At 35.6% G+C, this 17,469-nt stretch carries 19 protein-coding genes and 2 pseudogenes; 6 read left to right on the plus strand and 15 right to left on the minus strand.

The genetic code is table 11. The features are described 5' to 3' along the window. Positions 1-175: 175 nt before the first annotated feature. Positions 176-607 (minus strand): transposase, encoded by a 432-nt coding sequence (locus EDD71_RS14065; protein WP_133629373.1) that lies wholly within the window; start codon positions 605-607, stop codon positions 176-178. A gap of 308 nt (positions 608-915) precedes the next feature. On the opposite strand from EDD71_RS14065, the gene EDD71_RS14070 reads away from it, so the two are divergent. Continuing rightward, positions 916-1,965, plus strand: coding sequence for an FAD:protein FMN transferase (locus EDD71_RS14070; RefSeq protein ID WP_133629374.1), 1,050 nt, complete (start codon positions 916-918; stop codon positions 1,963-1,965). A 116-nt stretch (positions 1,966-2,081) separates the two neighbouring features. Continuing rightward, positions 2,082-3,308 (plus strand): peptidase T, encoded by a 1,227-nt coding sequence (gene pepT / locus EDD71_RS14075; protein ID WP_133629375.1) that lies wholly within the window; start codon positions 2,082-2,084, stop codon positions 3,306-3,308. A 51-nt stretch (positions 3,309-3,359) separates the two neighbouring features. On the opposite strand, the gene EDD71_RS14080 is transcribed toward pepT, so the two are convergent. Next, positions 3,360-4,628 (minus strand): glycosyltransferase, encoded by a 1,269-nt coding sequence (locus EDD71_RS14080; protein WP_166636498.1) that lies wholly within the window; start codon positions 4,626-4,628, stop codon positions 3,360-3,362. A gap of 366 nt (positions 4,629-4,994) precedes the next feature. Here EDD71_RS14080 and rpsD point away from each other — a divergent pair, with 366 nt between their 5' ends. Beyond that, entirely contained in the window at positions 4,995-5,573 is a 579-nt protein-coding gene (gene rpsD, locus EDD71_RS14085; RefSeq protein WP_133629377.1) for a 30S ribosomal protein S4, read from the plus strand. Between the two features lie 101 nt (positions 5,574-5,674). Here the strand turns inward: rpsD and EDD71_RS14090 are convergent, their stop codons facing one another. The 12 genes and pseudogenes from EDD71_RS14090 to EDD71_RS14145 all read right to left on the minus strand — a co-directional run. Further along, on the minus strand, positions 5,675-6,082 hold the full coding sequence (locus EDD71_RS14090) for a hypothetical protein (RefSeq protein ID WP_133629378.1): 408 nt from the start codon (positions 6,080-6,082) through the stop codon (positions 5,675-5,677). A 102-nt stretch (positions 6,083-6,184) separates the two neighbouring features. Beyond that, positions 6,185-6,685, minus strand: coding sequence for a nitroreductase family protein (locus EDD71_RS14095; RefSeq protein ID WP_133629379.1), 501 nt, complete (start codon positions 6,683-6,685; stop codon positions 6,185-6,187). A 31-nt stretch (positions 6,686-6,716) separates the two neighbouring features. Beyond that, on the minus strand, positions 6,717-7,847 hold the full coding sequence (gene mnmA, locus EDD71_RS14100) for a tRNA 2-thiouridine(34) synthase MnmA (protein WP_133629380.1): 1,131 nt from the start codon (positions 7,845-7,847) through the stop codon (positions 6,717-6,719). Between the two features lie 416 nt (positions 7,848-8,263). Then, positions 8,264-9,022: an acyl-[acyl-carrier-protein] thioesterase gene (locus EDD71_RS14105; protein ID WP_133629381.1), complete on the minus strand. Its 759-nt coding sequence runs from the start codon at positions 9,020-9,022 to the stop codon at positions 8,264-8,266. Positions 9,023-9,045: 23 nt separating this feature from the next. Beyond that, positions 9,046-9,561 carry a signal peptidase I gene (lepB, locus tag EDD71_RS14110; RefSeq protein ID WP_133629382.1) on the minus strand — a complete coding sequence of 172 codons (516 nt, stop codon included), beginning with the start codon at positions 9,559-9,561 and terminating at the stop codon, positions 9,046-9,048. A gap of 197 nt (positions 9,562-9,758) precedes the next feature. Next, positions 9,759-10,850: an FAD:protein FMN transferase gene (locus EDD71_RS14115; RefSeq protein ID WP_133629383.1), complete on the minus strand. Its 1,092-nt coding sequence runs from the start codon at positions 10,848-10,850 to the stop codon at positions 9,759-9,761. A gap of 116 nt (positions 10,851-10,966) precedes the next feature. After that, on the minus strand, positions 10,967-12,064 hold the full coding sequence (locus tag EDD71_RS14120) for a hypothetical protein (protein WP_133629384.1): 1,098 nt from the start codon (positions 12,062-12,064) through the stop codon (positions 10,967-10,969). A 516-nt stretch (positions 12,065-12,580) separates the two neighbouring features. Next, positions 12,581-12,808: a hypothetical protein gene (locus tag EDD71_RS14125; protein WP_133629385.1), complete on the minus strand. Its 228-nt coding sequence runs from the start codon at positions 12,806-12,808 to the stop codon at positions 12,581-12,583. A gap of 105 nt (positions 12,809-12,913) precedes the next feature. After that, positions 12,914-13,174 carry a hypothetical protein gene (locus EDD71_RS14130; RefSeq protein ID WP_166636500.1) on the minus strand — a complete coding sequence of 87 codons (261 nt, stop codon included), beginning with the start codon at positions 13,172-13,174 and terminating at the stop codon, positions 12,914-12,916. Positions 13,175-13,513: 339 nt separating this feature from the next. Beyond that, on the minus strand, positions 13,514-13,759 hold the full coding sequence (locus tag EDD71_RS14135) for a hypothetical protein (RefSeq protein WP_133629387.1): 246 nt from the start codon (positions 13,757-13,759) through the stop codon (positions 13,514-13,516). Positions 13,760-13,944: 185 nt separating this feature from the next. Next, a complete protein-coding gene (locus EDD71_RS14140) occupies positions 13,945-15,039 on the minus strand; it encodes a GGDEF domain-containing protein (RefSeq protein ID WP_133629388.1) in 1,095 nt (364 codons plus the stop codon). 469 nt (positions 15,040-15,508) lie between these two features. Then, positions 15,509-15,685: pseudogene (locus EDD71_RS14145) on the minus strand (DUF4004 family protein); the annotation flags it as partial. Positions 15,686-15,886: 201 nt separating this feature from the next. On the opposite strand from EDD71_RS14145, the gene EDD71_RS15440 reads away from it, so the two are divergent. From EDD71_RS15440 to EDD71_RS14155, 3 genes and pseudogenes are all read left to right on the plus strand, one after another. Further along, the gene (locus EDD71_RS15440) at positions 15,887-16,036 is read left to right on the plus strand and encodes a hypothetical protein (RefSeq protein WP_166636501.1); all 150 of its coding nucleotides are present in this window, start codon (positions 15,887-15,889) and stop codon (positions 16,034-16,036) included. Then, the gene (gene tnpB / locus EDD71_RS14150; RefSeq protein WP_133629389.1) at positions 16,026-16,202 is read left to right on the plus strand and encodes an IS66 family insertion sequence element accessory protein TnpB; all 177 of its coding nucleotides are present in this window, start codon (positions 16,026-16,028) and stop codon (positions 16,200-16,202) included. The genes EDD71_RS15440 and tnpB overlap by 11 nt, the downstream gene beginning before the upstream one ends. Positions 16,203-16,351: 149 nt before the next feature. Beyond that, a pseudogene (locus EDD71_RS14155) lies at positions 16,352-16,795 on the plus strand (IS66 family transposase); the annotation flags it as partial. Positions 16,796-16,842: 47 nt separating this feature from the next. Here the strand turns inward: EDD71_RS14155 and EDD71_RS14160 are convergent. After that, positions 16,843-17,070, minus strand: a complete 228-nt coding sequence (locus EDD71_RS14160) for a recombinase family protein (RefSeq protein WP_341472347.1) — start codon at positions 17,068-17,070, stop codon at positions 16,843-16,845. Positions 17,071-17,469: the final 399 nt, after the last annotated feature.

The following is a 17,469-nucleotide window of genomic DNA, read 5'->3' on the forward strand; positions in this document are numbered from 1 at the left end:
CTTGCAGGAGTAATTGCTATATTTAGTGGAAGTTCACTTTTACAATCAGCAAGTATATGAAGCTTCCATCCAAACCACTTTACATCATTGCCATCGGTATCTTTTTTCTTTCCCCAATTAGGGGATACACCATCATTATTAATTTTTGATTTAGGCTTTGGCTTTTCAAAAGCGTTTAGCTTTGCTCTACTATTGCAACCTCTGTACCATCAATAATACCAAGGCTTTTAGCTTTTAATACTAATATCTTAAATTCTTCTTCAAGTTCGACAGAACTTGAAAGTTTATCAAGAAATCTACTAAAAGTTGATTCAGAGGGAGCAGGTTTCAATATATCGAAGCCACAATTATATCGAAAAATTGGATCGGAGTTTAGTCTTTGTACAAGGCCATGTATCGTTTTTATTTTTTCTATCTGCATAGCAATTAAAGAATTTAGTAGTGGTAAAATTTCATGGCCTTTCGGCCCTCTTTTATGAGACGGTTTTGAAAGTTTACAAACTAAAATACTAAAATCAAGTTGAGCCAAAACCATTTGTAATTTTGTTTCTTTCTGAAATTTTATAATTTCTTCAAAGGATAAAAAGCATTCTTGTCGAATATACATAAGTGGAATTCACCTCTTTGTTGGATTGTTTTGGTGTCACTTAATATATTCGACATTTGGGGTGAATTTCCTTTTTGTATTAAGAAAAAGTTAGTTATATCAATGATTTAGAAATATGCAATTTCCTCAATTGTTAACCATTTGACCTCCCATGATTTAATCTACATGCAAACTTAAATATGCAAATCTCTAAATATTGGCTCAAATCCTTATTTATATTGCCTTAAAAGATGATATAATTATAAAGAAGCTGCAATTATTCTTTTACCAATTACAACATTAAAATTGCGTTAAATGGAGGATTACACATGAAAAATTCAAGGTATAATGTTCTATTCGTTATTTTTACACTGCTAATAACTGTTCCTTTCATTTTGTCCGGCTGCAATAGAAAAACTGCTTCAAAGCCCTTTGAGCGTACGGAAATATTAATGGGAACTCCTGTGACTATCACAGTTTATAATGAAAAAGACGCTCAGGTATTTGATAAAGCATTTGCAAGGGTGAGGGATATCGAAAACAAAATGAGCATAAACCTGGACAGGAGCGAGGTTATCGACATAAACAATGCATCCGGCAAATCCTACGTCAAGGTATCCCCCGATACCTTCGAAGTAATAAAAAAGGGTAAGTACTATTCCGAGCTTTCAGGCGGAAGGTTTGACATAACAATAGGACCTTTGGTTAAGCTTTGGGGAATAGGAACCGAGGCTGCAAGGGTACCTGCCCCTGAAGAAATAAAGGCTGTCCTTCCTCTTATCAATTACAGAAACATAATGCTAAATGAAAATGATAAATCGATAATGCTTAAAGAAAGAGGAATGGCTATAGACCTTGGAGGTATTGCCAAGGGTTATACGGCTGATGAGATAAAAAAAATTTTAATTGATAATGGAGTTAAGCATGCAATTATAAACCTTGGAGGAAACATACTTGTTATTGGGGGAAAACCTGACGGATCACCCTATAAAATCGGCCTTCAGGATCCATTTTACAAAACAAGGGGAGAACAGGTCGGAATACTTACATTAAGTGGTAAAACTGTCGTTACCTCCGGAGTGTATGAAAGATACTTTGAAAAAGATGGTAAAAAATATCATCATATTTTGGACCATATTACAGGTTATCCTGTTGATAATAACCTTATGAGCGTTTCTATAATCACTGATGTTTCTGCAGATGCCGATGCCCTTTCAACCTCCGTATTTTCAATGGGCCTTGAGGAGGGAATGAAGTTCGTTAAAAGCCTTAAGGGAGTAGATGCAATATTTATAACAAAAGACCATAAGGTATACACCACTGAAGGTGCTGATAAAGTATTTCAATTAACAAACCCTGAATTTAAACTTCAAAAATAATATAGGCCTTCGCCAAAACGGCGAGGCTATATTGTTTTTATATTGAACATAGTAGCGTATAATATAGATAATACTTAACTGACGTATTCAATGCGTTAAAATAAGGAGGTATTAATATGTCAAAGGTTGTTGAAAGATTCTTAAACTATATAAAGTATGACACCCGTTCAGATGAAAACTCAGAATCAACCCCCAGCACTCCGAACCAAATTGAATTTGCCCGTATGCTTGCTGTGGAACTGAAAAGCATAGGAATGGAGAACGTTTCACTGGATAATAATGGCTATGTAATGGCTACTTTACCCTCAAACATGGATAGAAAGGTTCCCACAGTTGGATTTATTGCACATATGGATACAAGCCCTGAAATGCCTGGAAAGGACATTAAGGCTAAAATCGTTGAAAATTATGATGGTGGGGATATAATCCTTAACAGCGAAAAAAATATTGTTCTTTCACCCAAGGACTTTCCTGAGTTATCATCATACATAGGAAAAACGCTTATAACAACCGATGGTACCACTCTGCTTGGTGCCGACGATAAGGCAGGAATTGCTGAAATAATAACTGCTATGGAATACTTGGTTGATCATCCTGAAATTCCACATGGAACAATTAAGGTTTGCTTTACTCCCGACGAGGAAATCGGAAGGGGCGCAGATCACTTTGATGTTGAGAAGTTTGGCGCTGACTTTGCCTATACAATGGACGGGGGACCCCTCGGGGAACTTGAATATGAAAACTTCAACGCCGCAGGAGTTAAGGTTGTTATAAATGGAATTAACATACACCCAGGAAGTGCAAAGGATAAAATGAAAAACTCCATGCTTATAGCATCAGAGTTTATTAATATGTTTCCAAAGGATGAGACACCTTCAAATTCAGAAGGATATGAAGGATTTTATCACCTTGTTTCAATAAATGGAAGCGTTGAAAGAACTGAACTTCGCTATATTATAAGAGACTTTGGAAAGGATGCGTTTGCTGAGAGAAAGGCCTTTGTAAGGAGAGCAGGAGAAACTTTAAACCAAAAATATGGCGAAGGCACCGTAGAAATTGAAATAAAGGATCAATACTATAACATGAAGGAAAAAATAGATGAGGCAAGACATGTTATAGACATTGCATTGGAAGCTATGAAGGCAGAAGGTGTAGAGCCGAAGATTAAACCCATAAGAGGCGGAACAGATGGTGCAAGACTTTCCTTTATGGGCCTTCCAACTCCAAATATATTTGGAGGAGGACATAACTTCCACGGAAGGTATGAATACATACCAACCTTTGCAATGGAAAAGGCCGTCGAAGTTATTGTCAAGATTGCTGAAATTGTTGGTAAAAGATAAGGATGGTCGATAAACCATCCTTTTTCTACTTTAATCCTGTATTATGATATTTTAGTGGCTTATGCTGCTTTCTAAAGGCGATTCTATGTGAAGACTTCCTTTTTCTTCATAGTCAACAAATTCATTGTCGAATATTATCTGCCTTAAAAGCTGCTTCTTTTCATCGTAGGTTCTTGCATACATATTTTGAAGTCTTTCAATATTTTTTTTGTATACTTCCTTATTTATTAAAATCTTCTCCAGTGCAGGTATAAGCTCCTTTTTGCTTTTACATATTTCCCCGAGCTTGTACTTTTCTATCATAGTCAATGATCCCCTATCATTTGAGGTTACAAGATCAAATGTTAATATAGGTGCCATACCCAGGACACTTTCTATAAATATACCTGCGGATGGCCTTACAATAAGGCAGTCTGCAACGGCAATGAACTCATCGAAGTTATTTGTATATTCATAGGGTATTATGTTTATCATTTCATTTGTATTTTTGAAATTGACCATCTTCTCATAAGTCTTCTTGTCCCTTCCACACATAACAAGAAGGTTAAGAGGCTTGTTATACCTCTTTGTTAGAGCTTTCGCCATTTGAACAAGAAATTTGCCTCCTATGCTGCCGCTTACAACGACAACATTATCTCTATCCTTTGGTATATTATACTTTTCTTTAATTTCATCTACATTTTTAACCGTGAAATGCTTTTTTTCAGCAAGTGGACCAATAACCCTGCACCTTGCGTTATTTAGCTGCTCAAGTTCCCTGTCTGGATTTCTGAAAATGGAGTTTTCGTAGGCTTTTAAAACAAAATCCTTATAATATTTTAGAATGTATTCGACCTTCTGATAAAACCTTGTTGTCTTGTTTAAGCTATAAGAAAAATAGGTTAAATCAAAATCATAATTTCTTATAGCCTCGGGGGTTTCATTGAAATAGGTTATATGAGTTGCATGTGGATTCACAAGGTCCAGGAACGTTGATATTTCAGTTATAACGATATAAAATGGTATTTTATTCTCAGATGCATATGTTCCAAGGACCTTATTGAAGCCATCTGCAGTTGATATAATTATATCCGGTTTTATTTCGTCGAGTTTTTCATAAAAAGGTACCGTTTGTGAAACCTCAATGAATGGGAGCACAAATATTCTTATAAAGAAGTTTACAAGTACATCAACGGTTCTAATAAGATTTCTCCTTATAAGTCCGTTCCACAGCTTAACGATAATATCAACACCTGATTGTCCAAGAAGTTCACTTCCTGCATACTTTACAATTTCAACATCCTCTTCTCCCTCGAGAATGTCCTGAAGAATATTTGCCATTCTTAAATGACCCATCCCCATCTTCTCGTAAATGATTAAAACTTTTTTAGACAATATACCTCACCATCGCTTTCATATAATTGATATAAGTTTACTTTGATAACATGCAAGTAAGTATAGTAAGCTTTCTACTATAAATGTACTTGCGTAAAACAATTAAAAGACCAAGTATTTAAAAAGCACCTGTTTTTATTATACACCTGTCCAAGTAATTTTTTAAGATTTTATAACCGATTTACATTGCCATGGTAAATCTATAAAAAAATAATTTGAAGAAATTAATAATAATTATCATTTACAAACTAACCTTTTTTTGATAATATATTATTTGGCTGGCACGAATAAAAATTTAAGGAGGAATTATATTTGGCAAGACCAAGAGGTCCTAGATTTAAAGTTGCTAGACACCTAGGTGTAAATGTATTCAATCACCCAAAGGCATTAAAAAGGGGTGTAAAAAATCATAAGCTTTCAGACTATGGCCAGCAGCTTCTTGAAAAACAGAAGCTAAAGGCATATTATGGAGTGCTTGAAAAGCAATTTAGAAGATACGTATTTGAAGCTTTAAAATCAAGGGGAAACTCTGGAGATGTTTTAGTTCAAAACCTTGAAAGAAGGCTTGACAATATAGTATACAGACTCGGCTTCGGTTCTACATTAAGACAGGCAAGGCAGATGGTTGTGCATGGCCATATACTTGTAAACGGTAAAATGGTAAATATACCTTCATATAGAGTAAATGTTGACGATGTCATAAGCTTAAGGGAAAAATCCAGAAAAAATCAAATATTTGCTGATAACTTTTCAGCTATACAATTAAATGTGAAGTATCTTGAAAAGGATGTCGAAAACTTTAGTGGAAGGCTTGTAAGAATTCCACTAAGAGAAGAAATTCCAGTAGATCTTAAAGATTCAAAGGTTATCGAGTTCTATTCCAAAAATTAAAGGATGGCTGTCTGCCATCCTTTTTCATTATTCAAATTGTTGCTAGAACCATTAAATTAAGGTAAAAAAGGCCTCCAAAGGAAGGCCTTAAAATTTTAAATCTACTGTAAATCATTTTGTTTATGGAATCCCAACTGCTCAAGGCGATGTTCCTGCTTCTCCCTTGTTTTTTGAAGCGTAAAATCATCCATATGCCCCTCATGATGGGAAATATAGTTGTTCGTATACCTGTAGTTCCTCTCAAGGCTTGCTATTTCATCAGCAGCATGCTTTCCAGATACGATTATATCCTTTAAGTGCTCAATCTGTCTTTCCCTCTCCTCCTGAATTTTGAAGGCATGCTGAAGGGCATCAAGGGAAGCTATATCTGAGTGCTGCTCAAGGTGCCTTTTAGTTCTGGTGTGCTTTTCAACCAGATCTATAAGCTGATCAACTCTTCGGGCATTTTCTACTCTATATCTTTTTAAGTCGTCTATTTTGCGACCATGGGGATTATTTCCATGCCCCATTAAAAAACACCCCCTCTGAGATGATGCATTATTATTCTTCCATTTTAACAGCTTAATCATACTATTAATAATTTCCAGAGGGTTTGAATATTTCCATAACTTTTACCATTTATTATGATGTATTCTATTTTCGTTAAATCTATTTGCAGGAGGTTTTTCTTCAGCAGGGTATCCAAGGGCCACCAGTGAAAAAGGAATGATATGTTTCGGAAGTCCAAGCAGATTCCTGAAGGATTCTACTCTATCCATATCAGGATATACTCCGAGCCATACTCCTCCTAGCCCCTTATCCTGTATAGCTATCAGCATATTTTCCGTGGCTGCAGCACAGTCCTGAACCCAGTAGCCTTTAAACCTCTCAAGGGTTTCATCCCCGCACACCAGTATTGCAACACTTGCGCTTTTAAGCATACTTGAATAGGGATGGAACTCTGGAATTTTATCAAGTATAGCTCTTTCATCTATAATGACAAAGTGCCAGGGCTGTTCATTGCCTGCAGAGGGAGCGCTCATTGCAGCCTCTAAGAGCTCATGTATTGTCTCCTCAGGCACCGGCTCTGATGTATATTTTCTTATACTTCTCCTGGAAAGTATAGCCTCCATTTAACACCCTCCTTATACAGCTTTATTATGTTTAAATATCCCCTAAAGCCAATTTTAAAGAGTCCATATCTCTATAAATTACATCTATCGTTCCTCCACCAAGGCAGCTTTCACCCTGATAAAATACAACTACCTGACCTGGTGTAACAGCCTTTTGAGGTTCATCGAACACAACAAGGCACCTATTATCATCTAAAATATTCACTGTAACTCCCTGATCTGGCTGTCTGTATCTAAACTTTGCAGTGCATTTAAAGCTTTTTTCCTTTTTACGCTCACTAATCCAACTTACATCATCTGCAATGAGGCCGTAGGAATATAAAGCAGGATGGTTGCTTCCCTGAACAACATAGAGTATGTTGTTTTTTAAATCCTTATCAGCTACAAACCACGGTTCTCCTGTTCCCTTTCCTCCTATTCCAAGCCCCTTTCTCTGGCCAAAGGTATAATACATTAGACCATTATGCTCGCCTACAACTTCACCGGAAAGGGTCCTAATCTCCCCGGGCTGCGCAGGTAGATATCTGCTTAAAAATTCATTGAAGTTTCTTTCCCCTATGAAGCATATACCCGTGCTGTCCTTTTTATCAGCAGTTTTAAGACCAGCTTTTCTTGCAATCTCCCTGACCTCAGCCTTCTTTAGATGGCCTACAGGAAATATGGCCTTTGAAAGCTGTTTTTGCCCTAGTGCGCATAGGAAATATGTTTGGTCTTTATTGCCATCAACCGCCCTTAAGAGTCGGTACTCACCATCATGAAAATCCACCTGGGCATAGTGTCCTGTTGCAAGGTAATCCGCTCCTATTTTTAAAGCATAATCTAAAAATGCCTTAAACTTAATCTCCTTATTGCACATTACATCGGGATTTGGAGTTCTACCCTTTTTATACTCGTCAAGAAAATAGGTAAATACTCTATCCCAGTATTCCTTTTCAAAATTAACTGTATAGTATGGTATGTCCAGCTGGTCGCATACCTTTCTAACGTCTTCATAATCCTGATCTGAGGTGCAGTATCCCATTTCATCCTTCTCGTCCCAGTTTTTCATGAATATACCTATGACGTCATAACCCTGTTCCTTTAACAAAAGGGCTGCGACAGAGGAATCAACGCCACCTGACATACCTACAACGACTTTGGTATCACTTATTTTCTTTTCCATTATTACATATCAACCTCACTTAAATCATAGTGTCTTGAATTTTACTAAGTAAACTTCACTTTAACACCTGCATAAAATCAAAGTATATTTATAGATCGCCAAAAAACGCTGCTTAAATTCTTTATTGATTAGTATTATATCGCTAATTTTTATCATTAGTTGCCTTAATAACTCATACATATTTATAATAGAATTAGATCACTATAATTATACCTTCCAGTGAGCCTAATTAAAGCATAACTATTTAAAACAGTACGGAGGTGTTTTATGTTTGAGTATATAGTTTTTGCAATAATCACCTTTATTTTACTCCATCTTATTTTTAAAACTGCAAAGCTTGTTATTAAACTGGTGATTGTCCTATTACTTATTGGTTTTGTACTTTATTATTTCAGAATTAATATATTCGGTTTGTTTTAAAATATTCTTCTGCACCACCTGGTTTTAGCTGAGGCAAGTTCAATGGACCTGTCATAGTCAAATATGCTGTGATCGAATTCTATTATATCATACTTTTCATATTTATCACTACAGTTTACATAAACCGAACTGCCATGGTACGTTTCCTTTTTATATACTATTTCAATGCATGAAAGGTTATAATTGTTATAAACTTCATCAGGTATTCCCTCAAGGAGCCATTCCACATATTTTGTATTGTTAACATGGTTGTTGGTATCTATATCGCTTCTTCTTACCTTAAAACCTTTTTCATATGATGAATGCTCAACTTTTTCAAATTCCTTTGAAAAGGGAACGATTTCAATTTCGCCATTGATTTTGTATGCCTCAGCCAGACTATAAGGTATTCTTGTCGGCCTTCTCTTTTCTGTATTCATGAAAATCCAGAGGGATGAAGCCCTTCCAATTTCAATCCCATTGCCGTTAAAAATCTTAAATTCTCTGTTTGCATAGAATTTTTCAAATCTTGATGGCCAGGTTTCCACTAGAATTTTTTCACCCCATAAGGGATATTTCTCAATATTTATACTCCATCTATTAAGAACCCATCCATATCCATCCTTTTTAAGCCTTTCCAGCCTATATCCAACGAATTCAGAATGTGCTATGGCCGTTTCTTCAAGATAATTGATTATTGCAACGGGAGTGGCTTCCTGATATTTGTTAATTTCATAATAGTGAACCTCAAATTCTTTTTTGTAGTTGCTATTCATAAATCATCTCCCCATCCTTCCAGTTATTTTAGTGGGCCAAACCTGTTGAATGGAAAAATAATATATCTTGCTTTCCCCTGTATATCGTCTGCTGAAATGTAGTGATTTATCCAGTACCTTGCATCCTTCGATTGGAGCCTGTTATCCCCCAGAAAGAAATAGCTGTTCTCTGGGACCCTATATCTTCCCGTTTTATTATCTCTGTTTACTACATAGGGCTCATCAAGTCTTTGGTCATTTACATACACAGTACCATCTTCCTTTATTTCTATTTCATCACCTGGAAGTCCAATTAACCTTTTAATCAAGGTTTCATGAAGTTCATCTGAATAAAAAACCACGATATCTCCTCTTTTCAAATTTTGCACATTATGCACTCTGGTTACAATTATCCTATCCCCTGGCTTTATTGTAGGATACATAGATTCAGTGGGAACCGATACCTGAAAAAACAAAAACTTATTTATTGCAAGGGCTATAACTGCAGCTACAGCTATAGGAATAATCCAATCATTTATAAGCCTTTTTAACACACTCACACCTCTACCTTCCGTAAAAATATAGTTATTAGATAATTAAACTTGCTGTGTTGGAGATAAAAAATATGAAATTCACATTGTTTATTTTACCCCAACTTACCTTTTTCCACCACCCCAAAATATGCTTTATATGTAAAATTAATATGAATTGCCATTGAAGATGACAAAAGCTGCCCGGAGGCAGCACAATAACGTTTTTATTCAGCTTTTGCACCCGTTGCACCATAGCTCTTCATAATTTTTTTCATACCATCGGTTGCCTCTATCTTTCCATCAGGCATAACCCATAGGGCCTCAACTCCATTAAGGCTTTCCACAAGAGCACGGCTCTTTTCATAGGGCAGTAAAAACAGAGTAGTTGATAAAAAGTCTGCAACTCCTGAATCCTGGGCAACTACCGTTACAGAATGATAATATTCTCCTGGCATAAGGGTTTTAGGATCTATAAGATGGTGATAAACCTTGCCGTTTACAATATAATATCTTTGATAATCACCGCTGGTGACTACTGATTCGTTGTTAAGAAATACGGTATCAAGATTACTATCATCTGATACAATAGATTTGTCAGGGTTCTGTATGCCTATTCCCCAGCGTTCACGAACGCCATCAAGGGGTTTTCCGAGGACCCTTACATTACCACCAGCACTTATAATTCCAGATTTAAGCCCTTCAGCCATAATCTCCTTTGCTACAATTTCTGTCGCATAGCCCTTTGCTATTGCTCCGACGTCGAGGCTCATCCTTTTATCTGACAGATAAACTGTGCTGTTTTTAGTGTCAACTATAACTTTATCTATATCAGTATATTTTGCAGCGTTTTTCAGCTTCTCCATAGGGGGTAGCTTGGCGTTTTCAGGATCATCCTTACCCGCCTCACGATAGTCATGCCATATACTAAGCACTGGACCCATGGCAATATTTGTTACTCCTCCCGTACGCTTATACCAGTCTTTAGCAAAAAGAATAAGTTCTATTATTTCTTTATCAACCTTTACAGGCTTTATACCTGCATTGTCGTTTATAGTTTTTATGTTGTTTATGCCCTCATAATCGTTATAAATATCATACAGTTTATGAAGTTGCTCAAAGCGTTCATGAATTTTTTCAAAATAATAATTAAACTCCTGCTCGCTTTTAGTATAGGCTACAACCATTGTCATCGTATCAAAGGTATCGAAAAAAGTTCCACTATATTTGGTGTACTCACTTTTCGTTTCTTTTTTACAGCCTGCAAAAAAAAGCACTGTTAAAAGTACTGCCAAAAATCCAGCTACTATTCTTCTCATTTGCATCCCCCTTATCAATAATAACAAAAAAACATGCTTTTTAACAGCAATTAGATTTAAATAAGACTCCTCCACCGCAGGTAGAGGAGTCTTATAACTATTCAAGTTCTATCAAATTATTTTGCATTTTTGTATGCTTCTTCAACAGCAGCGATATAGTCCTGAACTGATATTGTTACAGAAGACTTAAGCTCGGCAACATCTGGAACTGCTGGATGTGCGTCATCCCTCTTGAAGGTCTTCATGGCCTTGATTTCATCTACAGTCTTACCTTCCATCCACTTGCCAAGTGCAGCGGCCTGTTCATACCATTCTTTACCAATTTGTGAAGCCTTCTTCATTCCATATGCGTCCTTAAGCTCAACTTTTGTTTTGAATTCATCATTCTTGTTGGTAGTTACCTTACCGTCTTTGCTGAAGTTAATCTTGGTCTGGGCATTATCTATTATGGCTTTAACAACCTTACCATCCTTATCAAAGGCTGTAACAGCCATTACAGTATCAACCTGTGCAAGAGGAAGAACTTCCTTACCATCCTTGTCAGTTCCCAAGCTCTTTGACTTAGCAGTTGATATAACATGTCCAAGACCTATCTTTTCAGCACCCTTAACTTCAACGGCATTTTTATATGCCTCTTCAACAGCGGCGATATAATCCTGCACTGATATCGTTACAGATGACTTAAGCTCGGCAACATCCGGAACTGCTGGATGTGCGTCATCCCTCTTAAAGGTCTTCATGGCCTTGATTTCATCTACGGTCTTACCTTCCATCCACTTACCAAGTGCAGCGGCCTGTTCATACCATTCTTTACCAATTTGTGAAGCTTTCTTCATTCCATAAGCATCGCCAAGCTCAACCTTGGTTTTTCCCGGAGCTTTAATATCCGATGTAAGCTGCATGTTTTTATCAAAATTTACCTTAGTCTGTGCATTGTCAATAGTTACCTTAACAACCTTGCCATCCTTATCAAAGGCAACAGCAGCAATGACCGTATCAACTTGTCCAACCGGTAAAACTTCCTTGCCATCCTTGTCAGTTCCGAGATCCTTGGAGCTTTTAATTGATGTGATGTGTCCAAGACCAACCTTTGCAATTTTACTGCCATTTGAAGTGTTACCGCTCGGGCCTGTAGGCGTCCCCTTTGAAGAACATCCTGCAAGTAAACCAAGTGTAAAAACAAGCGCTAAAGTAATTGAGATTAATTTTTTCATGGTTTCCCCTCCATCCTTTTGACTAGATTGAATTTTTTGAATTTACATTTACAATTTGATTTTATCACATTGTTTAAAAATAAACAATATCTAATATGAAAATAATATCAAATTTGTATAATCGTTCATTAATTTTTCATGGTCAATGGTTAATTTTAAAAATATATTTTAGCCATTTATTTGAATTTTAGTATATTTTATTGTAATATTTCTTGAAAACTTCTATTCATCATCGCTCTATCTTGCTAAATACTTTATACTTTATCAATATTAAAAAGGCACATCAAAAAAATGTGCCTTGGAATAAGCCTATTTTTATCCTTATATTCTTTAATTTTTTTGCAATAAGCTTAACAATAACGTTTAGCAATTAACAATGATGTAAACTATCACCGCCTGCTAAACATCATAAAAAATTCTATATCTCTTAAATATTTTCATTTTTTGTAGTAATCTACGACTTATATATGATATAAAATGGTTAAGGGAATTACAAAACAGGTATTACAACAAAGATCAAAGGTTATTCAACAAGTCATCAAGCAATTCCTTAGCCAACTTAGGATTTGCTTTTCCCCTGGTTACTTTCATCACCTGGCCCATGAGAAATCCAGCAGCTTGAGTTTTACCGCTTTTAAAATCATTTACAGATTGAAGATTTGAGGAAATCACATCTTTAATTACCTTCATTAGCTCGTCAGATGAACTAATCTGGCTTAGGCCCTTTAGCTCAACAATTGCCAGAGGTGTTTTATCTCATATAAGCATTTCTTCAAACACTTCTTTGCCTGCTGTGGTGCTTATTTTTCCCTGCTATATAAGGCCTATTAAGCTGCTTAAATAAGCTTATTAAATTGGAATCTGCTCTGATGTAAGCCTCTTTTCTTTGAGCATTCTAAGCAAGTCCCCAAGAATCCAGTTTGCTGCTGCCTTTGGATTGGTTCCCTCTTTTATTACTCTTTCATAGAATTCACTGAGGGGCTTATCACCTACTAAAATATCAATCTCATTATCGCTAAGTTTATATTCATTCTTAAATCTTATTCTTTTTTCTGCTGTACATATTCCTCCTTTAAGCTTTATATAATAAAAAACCTCGTCACTATACAAATGTATAGGGACGGGATCAACGTTCCGCGGTACCATCCTAATTAGCTTTACGCTCACTCAATCAGTAATCAGTGCGGAATTAACCTTTGTTAATTCGATACTGTCCTATCTTTAACGGTTAGACTCCGTCTAAGTCTACTCTCCAATTGGATTTCGGTTAGAAATTCCGAGATGTTCTTAAGTAAAGGATTAGAATTGTTCTCCCACCACCAACTCGCTGAAACTAGCTGCCTCTACCTACTCTTCTCTTCATAGTCTTTAGTTTGCGTTTTAGTTATTATGATTATAGGACTATCTTTATATCCTGCCAATATAATTTTAAAATTTTAGATTCAATCACTAGTTAACTAACCTGCCATTTCCCCAACATAATAAGCTATCATCCTCTATTTTAGTAAACGAATGTTTTATTAATCTCTTTATTTTTAACAAGCTGCAGGTTGTGTTAGATTCATTTTGTATTAATTTCATTATAATTTTAGCCACACTAATAGTTGAAGAGTCAATTAGTTTTACCGTTTCCAATTTTTTTATTTTCTCACTTACTGGTAATCTTCCTAAAATACGAGAAATAAGCTCATTCATTATTGGAACATAAACATTGAAATCAATATCATTATTGTGGCTGGATAATGTTCTACGGCAGACTCACTGGCAATCTCATTGATAACCTGGGTAATTTCATCTGAAGCTTTGTAGGTTTTATTAATACTGCCATTTAACTGCTGGATATACTCAATTACCTTTTGATTATTATAACGTCCTCATACTCAAATAGAGCAAACCTTATTTTTGCCCGATGATTTAGCTTTGTAAAGTGCCGCATCAGCACAATTAATTATTTTACCAACATCCATATCTTTATCTGTGGATGTTGCAACACCAATTGAAACAGTAGTTTTAATGGAAGTTCCATCTGGTAATATAAATTCATGCATTTCAACTGCTCTTCTGATACGTTCTGCTATTTCAACCGCTGAATCATGGGAACAACCCGGCAGCAAAATAGCAAATTCATCTCCTCCAAATCTGAAGACAACATCGTCCTTTCGACAATTTGCTGATAAAATCATGCCCAACTGTTTAATAATATAGTCTCCTGCAGGATGTCCATAATTATCATTAATATCTTTAAAATGGTCGGTATCTATAAAAATAATAGAAAAAATTTCTTTTTGGTCTTTAAAATTCTTGTTATAGTCTTGCAGCATAAGTGCAAAGAATCTGACATTATATAATCCGGTTAAATAATCTTTTATGGAGTTTTCCTTTAGTTGTTTGTGAATATCTCTTAACTTGTTTATGTATATCATTTCAATATACATAAATAAACACGAAATAATCATTGTTATGGAATAGTATCTAGATACCATAATGAAAAGTTTCATATTTTTCAGTGCCATAAAGGTAACAATATTAACGATTAATAGAACGTAAATAAATATATATAGGCACTTTTTAGAAAACGTTAATTTTAAATCAGATATAATACCAGATCCAATTGCAACCATAGCCATACCAAAAAAGACCCATATTGTCCAGGTATTCCTTCCATAAAATATTATCTCAGCTATCATTACGAGAATTGAAGTTACAACTGCCGGGCCAGTACCCATATACATAGCAAGTTGTATAATAGGAACCATTCTTAAATCAATTTCAAATTTTGAAATTGAAAATCTAAAATGTAAAAGAGCAATAGCTGATAATGCTTCTAAAAAACACACTAAACACTTTGTCCTTAAAGTCAAAGAAGTACTACCGGAATTTTTTAATAGAAAATTTTCAAATATTTGTCCAATAATAAATGTAAAGGAAACCAAAATCATTATATTTATAAATATAGTCTCTAATATCTGCTGCATCAGTATTTCTCCTTCTCATACCCGCCTATCTTCATTACAAATATTTTATCTCTTAAATAAATACTATTTTTTATTCATATTCATAACCAACTCACACTTGTTTCTGTCATTTCACTTTCCTCCGTTAATCCTGGTAGTAACCAACCATGTATCAGTACGATTAATCGTATTTTACTCTTCATTAACAATACTCTCTACTTTGTTGGGTTACCCTCCATTCTTCATAGACAATAAAATTTTACTGAATAATTGAGTTTTCATCTTTAGTGATATTTTACAACATTATACAACTGCAGGTGATTTTATATATTTTAAACTACCATATATTTCTCTGCCATTCAACAAATATTTTATCTTGAGCTTTTTAGCTGAATATAAATGCTCTTATAACCCTTAGTTTTCTATTCTGAATCCTCAAAGGCTTTATTAATATGTCATTAATATCTTAGAGTTCACAGAATGTGTTCATATCAAACCTGGCAAGTATCTTTTCTTTAGGAAAGAAAGTCTCCTGACCTGTAAAAGTAGATTTTCTGATAAACCAGCCTTCCGGGATGAGTTTTTTCCTTTTCCATCTATACAACTGACCGTAGGGTATCCCGGTCAGCTCCAGTAGTTCCTTTTTTGATGTTAAATCCTGATCCATATCGATCCCTCTTTAGCCTAGTTTTTTATTCTCAATTACAACAGACTTATCACATTTTTCAAAACGGCCCTTATATTCTACTAATTCAATCTCGCATCCTTTTCCAATTGTAACGTTATTTCGTAAGCGTCAAACATTTTCCACATAGAAATGTTGTTTTATTCATGAGAAAATACTCCCGAGAAAAGGAGGAATTGTATCATGAATAAAACAGAAATACGAGATAAATGGGAAAAGCGGATTGCTGCCTACAAAACCAGTGGCCTGAGTGCATGGGCCTGGTGTGCCAAGGCTTTGACAAATCCATGCTGGCAGATGTTATACGGGTATTGCCTTCGCTATGATAAATAATACTTTAATTGACAGAGTTTATCTTGCATGCGGCTCAACTGACCTGCCTAAATCCATTGATGGCTTAGCTGCTCTTGTAAAGGAAGGATTTGAACTTGATCCTTTTTTGAATTGTCTATTTGTTTTTTGTAACCGAAGCAGGGATAAGCTTAAAATCCTTCATTAGGATCATAATGGTTTCTGGCTTTATTACAGGCGTCAGGAATCTGCATGCCTTGGAATAGATCTGTCCCGTCAGACCCTTACCAATTGGATGCTTCATGGTGCAAATGAATAGCTGAGAGTAATATATGAGAGCTTTCCTATTATGAACATTATGAGATGCGTTTGGTACGAAGTAAACCAGTACTGGATGCCTTTTTGTCATGGCTAAAAATCCAAAGTAAAAAAGTACTTCCCAAAAGTGCCTTTGGTCAGGCTATAAGCTACTGCCTTAACCAGTGGGATAAACTAGAGGCATTCTTACTGGATGGCAGATTAGAGATAGATAATAACCGAAGTGAACGCTCAATAAAGCCCTTCGTAATTGGAAGAAAAAACTGGTTATTTGCAAATACTTCTCGCGGAGCGACAACCAGTGCAATTATATACAGTGTTATTGAAACTGCCAAAGAGAATGGCTTAAATCCTTTTAACTACCTGACATACCTCTTTGAACAGCTTCCAAATGTCGATACCAGGGACAAGAACATCATAGATTCTCTACTTCCCTGGTCAGACACATTACCTGACAACTGTAGAGTTTCTAGTCAAGAATAATGATACATCAATCCCCATCTACATAATAGGTGGGGATTATTTTACGCTTACACAGTAAGCATAAGCTCACCGTCCCCAGATAAGGTATTTGTATTCCCTTTTTCAAAATAAACTGCAACACCAATATCCTTTAATTCTCTTACAACTTCTAGCATTATAACTGTATTCCTTGCAAATCTTGAGATAGACTTAGTTATTATTAAATCAACTTTCCCATCTCTGCAAAGCTCCAGCATTTTTTGAAACTCTGGTCTATTGTCTGTTGTTCCTGTAATTCCTCAAAAAATTCCCTTTCTGTTATACAGCTTTACCCATTTCGTAAGCCTGTTTCATTGCGTGACTTACTTTGATGTCGCCCACATCGCGCACGCCTGTACCATAGATGATACCCTCTTCCTCGACGTTGTCCAGACATGCAAGAAATCCCCGGAAACCCGCGATTGCCGCGTCCATCGCGAAGGACAGGGGACAGTTAACAACAAATTCGCTTTTTTAAGGAACAGTAAATTGTTAAACGTCAAAATAAACCATGTTAATTTTACCTAAAAACGGCATAATAAAATCACCTTTAATACTTGTGTAAAATTAAATAATCTGACCTTTAGGAATGCAAATTAAGAAAACTGTCAATACTTATAAAAAATACAAAAAAAGGAGAAGGGGAAAGTGGTTTC

Origin of the sequence: Fonticella tunisiensis, assembly GCF_004364155.1 — a bacterium.
GTDB classification, from domain to species: Bacteria; Bacillota; Clostridia; order Clostridiales; family Caloramatoraceae; genus Fonticella; species Fonticella tunisiensis.